We start from the raw sequence: 11,282 nt of genomic DNA on the forward strand, positions 1-11,282 counted from the left end.
CCCAGAGCGCCCTGGATGAGGCCCGCAAACTGCTTGAAAATGAACGCATCCGACAAAAGGAACGCCACCAGCAACGCCTTCTGGAAGAGCGTCGGGAGCAGGAGCGCCGGGAGGCTTTGGCTCGGGCTGGAGAAAAAGGCCAAAAACAGACCCGTCACTGTGGGGCCTGCGGCCAGGAGTGCCCTGAAGAGAGCCGTTACTGTCTGGGTTGTGGTGCTGAAATGCCCCTACGCATCCGGTGTGTCGGCTGTGATGAGGAGACCCCTCTGATCCTCCATACCGCCCTGATCTGGCCTCCCATGAAGCCGATTCACTGCCTCACCTGTGGCAAAGCCCTGACCCTGCCGGGAAGCGAAAGTGAGGAGAGTTCAGATAAAATCCCCTCCCCTCCCTCGCCCGAGCCGTTATGTGGGGCTGAAGGAAAAGATATGACTGATCCGAATCCCATAGACTCCCCGGATCAAAAACAAAGGGCTGAACCCGCAACGGAAAAAAAAGGCAATCACTCCCCTCGACGCAAGCGGAAACACAAGGGTGGTAAGGACAAAAACAACGAGGCGTGACGCATAGAGCTGCTTGGTGTTCCGTGGGGGGGGAAGATCCTGGCACATTCAGATTGGGGGAAAAATCCTGACACATTCAGATTGGGCAGGTGGGTGGATGGGGCAGGAGATCCCCCCTCTCTTGCCGTGATGAAACATCCCAAGCCAATCTCCCACCCCCGGAATGGTCTGTTCCAGGGAAGGTCCTACTCTGCCAGTTGCCGTAACTTTGGCAGCACCTCTTCCCGTCTTTGCTTCATATAGCCCCTCACCCAATCCTGCTGGACCCGGGTCAGTGGGGCAAAGACCACTCTGATCAACTGGCCGACACTCTGAGGGATGATATCCAGGACATTGCCCTCCAGAATCATCTCCTTGGGCCCCAACTCCACCGTCTCGCCGATCTCAAGCCATTTGATCGGCAGCAAAAAACGACAGATAAGCGCGGAAAAAAGCATCCGTTCATCCAACTGGCGTTTTCCCACCAAAAAGATTGAAAGTCCCCCAGCCGATAGATTTCGAATCCCTCCCCGATAGGTTTTTCCCTCGACCTCAAGCTCTACCGGCAGCGGTTTTTCCGGTGCTATCCGGGTAAAACCCCGCTGACCCACCGGGCCGTTGGCGAGGGTCACCTGGCGGAGAACAGCGGTGCCGTGGCTGCGGTTGATCTCCCCCACATGGGCTTCCAGACCGACGGGCAGGTGGGGGGCGGAAAGAAAGGTTTTCGCCTCCATTTTCATCGCCGCCAGCTGATCCCGATGGACCTGGATGATCACCTCGTGTTCATCATAGCGCAGCACCAGCCCCGGATGGGTGATGGGCACCCCTTCGAACTGGTTGAAAAAACCGATTTCCAGAATCCGACTCTGAATAAACTCGAACTCCCGCTGGATATCGACATATTTCATCATGTCGGGATCGTCCAGGATCACCGACATGCGGCACAGGGGAGCATTTTGATGGCGGCAGATGAGTTCGTTGACCAGGATGGGTTCGTCAAAATATTTCCCCACCCCCATGATGATGCCCCGGGCCAGGGCGCAGAGCCTGCGTTCCGACAGATAAGCCAGTGCCAACTCCCCGTGGCGCAGTCGGAGGGTGCGAAATTCCGGGCAGCTCATTTCCGGATTGCGCTCTTCCAGCTCCCGAAAAATGTCCGGTAGCCGCTCTAAAAGATCGAGGGTTTTCCACTCCTTGCGGACCAGCCCCATGGAGAGCCCCATCTGCACCAGACCGGGACCGATATGCTCGCCGAAAAGCGCCAGGGTTTGGGGCTTGGTTTTGCGAAACAGGCGGGAACAAAGCTCCAGAAGATTGAGGATATCCTCATCCGGGTAGCTCTCGTCAGGCTCGAAAACCCGCCCTTTGTAGCCAGCAGCAGCCAGCAGTTGGGGCCAGGCGTTTTTACCTACCCGGGTTTGAAGAAAATCCTCCAAGGCCAGAAACAGGATGCCATGCATGGAAAATTCCTTCCGGCGGAACCAAACAGGCTTTATTGAATCAAAGACCCAATCAGGTCAGGCCCAATTATAAACGAGGACGCGGCTGGTGCCGGGAAGGCCGGACGATCCTCACCAAATGCCAAAGCGGGATAAAGGGCAGATTGACCAAAAACCGATCCGCCCTTGGCCCGGCTGTTATCGATCCCGAGAGGCAGCCAGCACTTTTTCAAAAAAGGCGATGGTGGATTTCAAGCCCTCTTCCAGGGGAATCTTGGGCTCCCAGCCCAGTTTTTCCTTGGCTTGGGTGATGTCGGGACGCCGCTGTTGGGGATCATCCGAAGGGAGCGGTTTTTCCACCAGCTTTGATTGGGAGCCGGTCAGCTCAATAACCTTCATGGCCAGCTCACGAATCGTAAATTCCCTCGGGTTACCCAGATTGATCGGGCCGGTAACCTCCTCCGGGGAGTCCATCAAACGGACGAACCCGTCGATCAGGTCGTCCATATAGCAAAACGAACGGGTTTGGGTGCCATCCCCATAGATGGTAATGTCCTGGTTTTGCAGGGCTTGAATAATAAAGTTGGAGACCACCCGGCCATCGTCAGGGTGCATGCGAGGGCCGTAGGTATTGAAGATACGGGCCACCTTGATGGGCAGGTTGTGCTGCCGGCGATAATCAAAGAAAAGCGTCTCTGCACAACGCTTGCCTTCATCATAGCAGGAGCGACGGCCGATGGGGTTTACATGGCCCCAATAAGACTCCGGCTGGGGATGAATCTGCGGGTCGCCGTACACTTCGCTGGTGGAGGCCTGAAAAATTTTGGCTTTGACCCGCTTGGCCAGTCCCAGCATATTGATGGCTCCGTGGACGCTGGTCTTGGTGGTCTGCACGGGATCTGCCTGATAATGAACCGGTGATGCGGGGCAGGCCAGGTTGTAGATTTCATCCACCTCCACATAGAGTGGAAAAGTCACATCGTGACGCAACAATTCAAAACGGGGATGATCCAGAAGGTGCCGGACATTTTCCTTGGAACCGGTAAAAAAATTTTCGATACAGATGACATCGTGACCATCCCGAATCAGGCGATCACACAGATGAGACCCCAAAAAACCAGCTCCACCAGTCACTGCCACTCGCTTGGTAAAATAACCCCGCATCAAATAAACTCCTTGCGATCCATCAAAAACAGCCATCCTATAGGCTCCCCGGAAAGCGACACCTTCCGGGAATACCCGACCCAATTTTCCAACCGATCCTGACTGTAACAATCCATTCCCCGGAGATAAACCCATGCCCGAAGCAAAACACCATAAAATCGTCATCATCGGCTCTGGCCCCGCTGGATTCACTGCGGCCATCTATGCGGGACGCGCCAACCTCAAACCTGTCGTCATCCAAGGCCTGCAACCCGGCGGACAGCTCACCATCACCACCGAGGTGGATAATTTCCCCGGATTCGAGAATGGCATTCAGGGTCCGGAACTGATGCAAACCATGCAGGCCCAGGCAGAGCGTTTCGGCACCGAGGTGGTGTTTGATACCGTCACCGAAGTAAAATTCGACCAGCGCCCCTTCCGCATTATCTGCGACTCCGAGGATGAATACACCGCCGACGCCGTGATCATCAGCACCGGCGCTTCCGCCCGCTGGCTGGGAATCGAGTCGGAAAAACGCCTGAACGGTTTTGGCGTGTCCGCGTGCGCCACCTGCGACGGCTTTTTCTTCAAGGGCCAGGAAGTGGCCGTGGTGGGCGGGGGGGATACCGCTGTGGAAGAGGCCCTCTTCCTGACCAATTTCTGCACCAAAGTCTATCTGGTCCACCGCCGGGATGCCCTCAGAGCGGAAAAATTCATGCAGGAGCAGATGTTCGCCAACGACAAGATCGAGCCGGTATGGGATTCGGTGGTGGATGAAATTTTGGGGGACCAAAAATCTGGAGGCGTCAACGCCCTGCGGGTTAAAAACGTCAAAAACAACGAAACCCGGGATATCCCTGTGACCGGCGTGTTCATCGCCATCGGCCACACCCCCAACACCGATATTTTTGGGGATCAGCTGGATAAGGATTCCGAAGGCTATCTCATCACCAAACCCGACTCCACCGCTACCAATGTGGAAGGGGTGTTTGCCGCTGGGGATGTGCAGGATAAAATTTTCCGTCAGGCCGTCACCGCTGCGGGTAGTGGCTGCATGGCTGCCATCGAAGCCGAACGCTTTCTGGGCCAACAAGAGGGCTCGGCAGACCGGAAATAGAGTGAAACCGAGAGGTTCCAAGATCTGATCTTGACGAGGGGCTTGACGAGACGACTTTTTCCAGCTTCCCCAATTTTGACCCGGGGGAGCTGGAAAACAGTCCCAACCCCTCCCACTCCCCCAATGGTCCTGACCCCCAATGGCCGATCCTCAATGGCCCCGATCCCCAGCGGGATGAGTCCTATTTTTCCAGCTCCTCCAGCGTCCGCATCAAAAGCTGAAGATCTTCCCATCCCGCCCGCTTACGCCCAGGGGTTCTGAGATAATAAGCCGGATGGTAGGTGACAATCAGCGGCACCTTCCGCCAATAGTGAACCCGCCCCCGCACCTGTTTGATATTGCCAACTTTTCCCAAAAAACTCTGAATGGCAAACTTGCCCAGAGCCACGATCACCTGGGGGGCGATGGCCTCCAATTGCAAAAAAAGAAACCCCTGACACTGGGCGATCTCTTCCTCCAGCGGATTGCGATTGCCTGGGGGCCGACACTTGACCACATTGGCGATATAGACTTCAGAACGCGCCATCTCCACGGCCCGAAACATCCGATCCAACAGCTTTCCGGCAGCCCCGACAAAAGGCTCCCCCTGACGATCCTCCTCCGCCCCGGGCCCCTCCCCCACAAATACCACCCGAGCCTTGGGAGAACCCACACCAAAAACGGTCTGGGTGCGGGTGGAAGAAAGGCTGCATCGATGACATATGGCCACCTCCCGATCCAGCTCTACCAACGATTCCTCCCCACCTCCAGCAGCAAAATTGGGCAAAGGCTTGATGGGCCGAGGGGTGGGTGTGGCTTTAGGTGTCGGCTTGGTGGAAGCTGAAGAAGTTGGCGTAAAAACAGGTCGGGATGGTGGCGCGCCACCCTGAACATTCCCCCCCGGTTTCCCTTGACGAAACTCCCCGGGAGCGGTACCCGTTCCAACACCGGGCCGATTGTTTGGCTGGGAAGCTGAGGGAGTGGCGGTTTTCCAGGGGGCAGGTGCCGGTCTGTTAAACCCGGCGGGCTGGGCAGAATGCCCCTGGGTTCCATAGTGCTGAGAGTGGGATGCCACCGGAGCACTTTCCGGAAACAGTTCAATACCGGCAGGCTCATCACCCGAAAGCGCCGTCACCCCGCACTCCTTATAGTAGGCGAGCAGTGCCGCCAACTCTTCCCGACTGATGCTCTCAGGCAGGGTCATGACAACCTCCCGCTGACCTTGGAAGAGCACCATCCAACCAGCTGATGGGCCAATGATACCAAGCCATTCATCCCTTCTCCCCCCCCGGTCTCACCCCTTCAAACCGACCCTCCACGGAAAGCAATTCCAGCCACACCCCCTCTTGATTGATATTTTTCACCAGACAGGGAAACTGATGTATTCCCTCCGGGGAGACAAGTCGCAGCTGGCCCCGCTCCCCCGGCCTGATGGCTGCAACACAACCGGAAGGCGCAAAGTGAACGCCTTGGGAAGTGATTTTGCGGGCTGGCCCTTGAATGGTCGTTCCTTGCTGAGGAAGAAATTCCACCTGAATACGCTTCTCTCCCGCTTTTTCTGCCGAATCCAGCCCCCCTTCCGATGACGAAACGCCCTCTGCCGATGGACGTTCGGATGGATTTGAACCCACCCCCTCCTTCTGTTTTGTGGCTGGTGGCTTTTGCACCGTCAGAGCTGTTTTTTTCATCTCTTGGCCAGGGGATTGCTCCACAGTCTGAGGGATATGGCCCGTTTTGGCCAAGGGTGATGAATCAGAAGCGAGCATCTGATTTCGATCCACTTCCTCCCCCCCATTTCCAGGGGTGGGAGGGGGATTTTTTTCAACGACAAAACGATTGAGTGCAGACTCTATCTCCACCACCGCCTTGAGCCGCTGGCCTATGGCGTTGTTCAATTTTCCCAAGCTACTCAAACTTTTGTCACTAGGAGGAGTCTCCTCTTCCAAAAGCTGGCTACTCCGAAACAAAATGGTCTCGGCCTCCTGGGGGGTTTTTTCCAAAAGGGCCCGTTTGGACTGCAAAAGCAGTAACGGCTGCCTGGGAGGGTTGGCCTGATCCCTGAGTCCCCAGGCCAATCTATTGATTTTTAACAGCCGCTGGCGAATCGCCTCCCATCTCCCCTTGATCTGACCAAAGGCTTTCTGCATCTCCTCCCTAGCTTCTGTTTCCAGTTGCCGGGCATTTTCCAGGGCTGACGTGAGAGCCGCCTTCAGATCGTCGATCCGCCGAAAATAACCGGAACCCGCCTTCTGACTCTCCCGCACCTCCCGCACCATCTGCTCTATATCCAGATCACAATTCAAAATGGCGAGGGTGGGGCCGATGTGATAGAGGGCGATACCATTTTCCCCCAGATTGGAGAGGGAAAGCATCTCCAAGGCGTGTTTTTCGATCTCTTCGAACCGGGTGACCAGAGAGAATAAATCCATCCCTCCCCGCTGGTCACCAAAAGCGGCCAACCGGACCTGAATGTCTGACAAGGGATCCAGTAATGTTTTTTTGATTTCGGGCAGGGTCTCTCCCATGGCCTCTTTCAAGCGGGGTGCAAAAGCCACGACCTCCTCCACCCCCCCATCGGGAATGAGGGTGCGCCGGGCCAGACCAGCCAACCAGTTGCGTCGGGTGCGGGCACAGGCGCCGGACTGAATGGACTGGGAATCCGCCGCCCCTCTCCAGAAAGACCCCCGATCCGAATCACCCGAATCCGAGTGTCGTAACGCCTCCAACTCCCGATTAAAGGTTTCCTGATTTTGCAGCTGCCCCTGACGCACATGCTGATAAAGAACGACGAAAGGCTCCTCTTCAGGGTTTTCCATGAGCCACAACCCGGGCAGTGCCTTTTCCAGATAGCTGGGAAAAAGCTCTTTGCGACGCTGGACAAAAAGACGAATGGCCGCAGCCCGGGCACGATAACAGCGGATTTCCAGGATGCGGGTGCCTTCGATATAGCCGTCCAGCTTCCACTCCATCCGTTCAGTCCAACTCCGCTGATCCGCCTCCCGAACGCCGGGGGAAATCTCTTCCAAAAGCTGAAAAAGGGCATTCCCAAGACCTGCCTCACTGGGAAAATCTATGCCATCCAACACCCCATCTTGTTTCAACTGTTGAAAAAAATGCGCCCCTTCCCGGATAAAAGCAGCCTCCCACTCCGCCAACTCCTTGAGCAGGCCAGGCAGGGCCGAGCGCTCCCGCAACCCGCGCTGCGCCACCCGACGGGCATGCACCAACCAATCCCCTAAATCCAGGGCAATGGCCAAAAAGAAAATCACCGCCAACTGCAAAGCGGCCATCAAGAAGCCATCTTCCCGGGTCAGAAAATCCTTCAACTCCTCGATATTTTTGTGATAGGCCCAAGGGATAAACTCTTTACGCAACTCATCGATGGCATCGATTCGCGGCACGGAAAGCTTGATTCCAATCTCATAGTCGGAGCTTCTGTCAGAGCCCAGCTTGTCCACTTTTTCCAACAGAGCGACATACTCCCTGATCAGCTTGCGCACACTCTCCACAATCTGGCCATAAGCGACTTTGTCCGCCTCCAGGGCATCGACGATATTCCCCACGATGCCGTTGATCTGGTAGTGCTCCAGGGTAAGCACCCGGAAAAACTCGATGAAGGTCGCCTCCCGGGGCTTGAGAAGAGCGCTGAGCTCTTTGAGGTGACTGCGCACCTGCCTGTCGGTCTTCTCCAGGCGGGCTTTATATTCCCGCTCGATGGCGGCAATTTTACTGGAGATGGAGAGGGTCAGGTCCAGATCCGAGCCCCGCAGAATGGCATCGATCTCCCGGGCGGAAGCGGTTTTTCGGTACGCCCCCACCACATCCCGAACCCCTGGTTCATACTCCCCGTGGACAATATAGTATTTCCCCCAATAGCGTGGTCCCTTGCGGGCATTGGAGCTGGTGGCGTGACCTTTTTGCTCCTCCTCGGGAATACTCAGAAAGGCCTGGATGGCATCGTGGGTAGAGGCTTGGATTTCGGCGTGAAGATCGTGGAGAGAGTCTAAAGCATCGGTATCTTCTGTAAACCAGCTGCCCAAAGCCCGTTCCACCTGGCTGTGAATCGCCTCTGACTGCCGGGCCAGATCCCCCCGCTTGGTGGCGATGGAGACGACACCGTCATAGTTGGTCAAAAGAGAAAAACAGAGGAGCAACCCCGAGAAAGTCAGCCAGCGGGGATAACGCCTGAAGGCATTTCCCACTCCTTCTGCCACCCGACCTGCCTCAGCAACCTCCTGAAAAACCCGCCCTTTAAAATCGATAATGGCCCAAGAGAGGAGAACCCCACCCGTGAAAGAGGCCAAATAGCGGGCAATTTCTCCCTCGCTCCCAGCCAGGGAGCCGCCCATCAGGCGGCTCAGATCCTCCACCTGAAACAGATCGTTCAACCACCAGGTGGTGGTGAGAGCAGAAGCCCAGAAAAGCAGCCATCCCAAAGAACATTTGCTCAAGATGATCCACTTGGAAAAGCTTTCCCGAATGCGTTTGGCCCGGGTACGAGCCCGCCTGGGGCCCAACCAGATTTCCTTCAAGGGACGCCAAGGTCGGGCCTCCCGGGGGGGATGACTGATATGGGAAGCCTGACAGGTGGCAAAAAAACGCATGCTACCGGCGAGATGTTCCCGAAAAAGCTGCTTGGCCAACAGATAGAAGGGATTTCCTGCCAGAGTGGATTCGTTGCCCGTCTCTCTGGCTGCCCGGAATTCCCGGAGGAGTTGCTGGAGGGTTTTTTCCCCGCTGACATTATGGAAGGCCGGAAATTGACGTTGCAAAACCGGCAGCCACTTTTTGTTGGTCGCAGCGGCGATCTTCTCTCCCCCTTCGAGCCCGTCCTTGAAGGCTGAAAGAATTTCCTGGAAAGATTTCAGTTGGGCAGCGGAAAAATGCTGGGAAAGGTCTACTGAACCCGTATCGGCCTCCCCTGGCCCCGAAGCAGTGACCTGGGACTTATCCTGGCCAACACTCGGCGGACTCTCTCCAACGGCCTCCGATCCCCTTGGGGAGCCACTGCCATGGGGCAAAATAGAGAGGATGGTCTCATTGTTGGCTTGGGCCACCAGGAGCTGATCGACAAGCCTGCCATAGGCCTCGAAGAGGGGATTGTCAATTTTGAATGATGGATCCATACAACGGCCCTATCCCTTGAGACAATTTATCCGTTCTTCAATGAACCAGCGCCTGGAAAATTTGAAAAAAGGGTGGTGAAATGGATCCTATAAAATGTCTCTTCACGATGGAGCCATGTGTTGGTCTCGCCATCGTTTCTGGATGATCATATAACGAAAACCACTCTGGGACAGCCCATTTTCCCATCATTTTGCCAGGGCTTCTTCTGATTTTTTGGTATTTTGGCTATTTTATGTTTCTCTTCAGGGAACCATCCTGCCGGGATCGAACCCAAATATGGGCCATGAAAGCCTGGATGGCCGTCACTTTTGGCTGGTATAGCGCCTCGAACGATCCCATCCTAAGGACAACTCTTTCACTGGTTTTTTTTATGGGATGAGGCTTGGCACGAAGATTTTCCAGCAAGAATATCCTTATCATACCGGTTTTGATCCCCCCTCCAGGCGATGGATTGCCTCTGGGGATGAGATCCATTATTGTCCGCCTCCCGGCAAGTGCCGGGTGAGATTGACATAAAGCCCACCGCGACCCTTTTTTTCGGCTGTTTTGGAGCAGATTCAATGACATCACTTTATCGGTTGATCGTTCCCACCGATCCCCCATACACCCCGATGACATTCACGCGCTATCCGGTGCTGCACCGATTTTGGGGGGCTGGACTACTGGCTGCAGCGGTGGGTTTTGGACTGGGTTTCATGTTGTGGCTCTGGCAATACGGAGCGGATGGGGTACCGGACGATTATTTCACCTATCGCCTTTGGCATGCCCGGATTCAAATTGAGCTTTTTACCGGTTCGATTTTGATGGGGTTTGCTTTTCAGGCGGGCCCCCATGTGGTGGGCGGCACCCCTGCCCCTTCGGATCGACTGCTGAGGCTGTTGCCCACCCTTTGGTTGGGGTTGATTTTATCCCTCACAGCAGACCCGGTGCTTTCGGTGTTGGGCCAGGTGCTGGTCACGGCGGCTTATGCTGGGGCAGCCTATTATATGTTCAACATCACCTCGAAGGGGAATCCGAAGCTCAGAATCAGCCGAGGCTTTCCACTGGCTGCGGGATTCCTACCCCTGGCGGCCTCCCCCTGGTTGCCCCTTGAAGAGCCTGAAGCGGCCCTGTTAATGCTCTGGTGCGGCCCGGTCACCATTGCCCTGGCGGCTGGCCAACAGCTGATCAACAACGTTTTGGGCGGCACCCTTCTCCAGGGAATTTCAGAACGGATCTATGCGGTCAGCCTGGTGTTGGCGTGGCTTGTTTCGGGGCTGGCTACTTTCGTTGATTCCGGTTTTTGGCAGCTTGCGGGTGTTTTTTGGCTGATTGTCATCGTTGCCATGGTGATTGGGACCGGTTTTTTAGGGGTAGCGGCCAAATTTGGTTTCAAGGCGATCAATGTCACACTGATTTTGGGCTTTGGGGCGGCCCTGGCCTGTGGGGTATTGATGGTGGTACAGGGAGAAGATCTGGTAATGGATGGGGCGGTGCATCTATTGGGAGTTGGGGTGGTTACGACCCTCATCATCGGTGTGGTGGCGAGAGTGGCGGCCTTTTTTTCCGCTGGAGCGGCTTTGCCCGACCGGGTGGTGGTCTACCTGCTGATTCTCTGGGCGGGGGTGGCATTGGCTCGCACGGGGAGTTCCATGGGTTGGTTTGATACCGTCTGGGTCCTGGCGACGACACACATCGGTACGGGGGTACTCCTTGCCTGGGGGCTTACCGTAGGCTATCGCCTCACCCGCATCACCCCCCTGCTCCCCCCGGAAATGAAACAACAGAAGCAGGAAGAGGCCAATTGATTTTTCCCCACCCTCCACGCCTTGCCTTGACACAACGCCAAGCCGGGACTAGCCTATGCGCTCCTCGCTGATGGGCGGTTAGCTCAGTGGGAGAGCACTGCCTTCACACGGCAGGGGTCACAGGTTCAAATCCTGTACCGCCCACCAT

At 55.9% G+C, this 11,282-nt stretch carries 6 protein-coding genes and 1 tRNA gene; 3 read left to right on the forward strand and 4 right to left on the reverse strand.

The features are described 5' to 3' along the window. Positions 1-748: 748 nt before the first annotated feature. Positions 749-2,002, reverse strand: coding sequence for a heme NO-binding domain-containing protein (locus HQL52_15330; protein MBF0370821.1), 1,254 nt, complete (start codon positions 2,000-2,002; stop codon positions 749-751). Between the two features lie 177 nt (positions 2,003-2,179). Beyond that, a complete protein-coding gene (locus HQL52_15335) occupies positions 2,180-3,145 on the reverse strand; it encodes an SDR family oxidoreductase (protein ID MBF0370822.1) in 966 nt (321 codons plus the stop codon). Positions 3,146-3,278: 133 nt separating this feature from the next. Between HQL52_15335 and trxB the strand changes: the two genes are divergently transcribed. Then, the gene (trxB, locus tag HQL52_15340; protein MBF0370823.1) at positions 3,279-4,241 is read left to right on the forward strand and encodes a thioredoxin-disulfide reductase; all 963 of its coding nucleotides are present in this window, start codon (positions 3,279-3,281) and stop codon (positions 4,239-4,241) included. Positions 4,242-4,422: 181 nt separating this feature from the next. Here the strand turns inward: trxB and HQL52_15345 are convergent, their stop codons facing one another. Further along, on the reverse strand, positions 4,423-5,424 hold the full coding sequence (locus tag HQL52_15345; GenBank protein ID MBF0370824.1) for a uracil-DNA glycosylase: 1,002 nt from the start codon (positions 5,422-5,424) through the stop codon (positions 4,423-4,425). A gap of 67 nt (positions 5,425-5,491) precedes the next feature. After that, entirely contained in the window at positions 5,492-9,346 is a 3,855-nt protein-coding gene (locus HQL52_15350) for a hypothetical protein (protein ID MBF0370825.1), read from the reverse strand. A 561-nt stretch (positions 9,347-9,907) separates the two neighbouring features. Between HQL52_15350 and HQL52_15355 the strand changes: the two genes are divergently transcribed. Both HQL52_15355 and HQL52_15360 read left to right on the forward strand, forming a co-directional pair. Next, positions 9,908-11,134, forward strand: coding sequence for an NnrS family protein (locus HQL52_15355; GenBank protein ID MBF0370826.1), 1,227 nt, complete (start codon positions 9,908-9,910; stop codon positions 11,132-11,134). Between the two features lie 72 nt (positions 11,135-11,206). After that, positions 11,207-11,281, forward strand: a tRNA-Val gene (locus HQL52_15360). Position 11,282 lies beyond the last annotated feature (1 nt).

Source organism: Magnetococcales bacterium (assembly GCA_015232395.1).
Classification (GTDB): Bacteria; Pseudomonadota; Magnetococcia; order Magnetococcales; family JADFZT01; genus JADFZT01.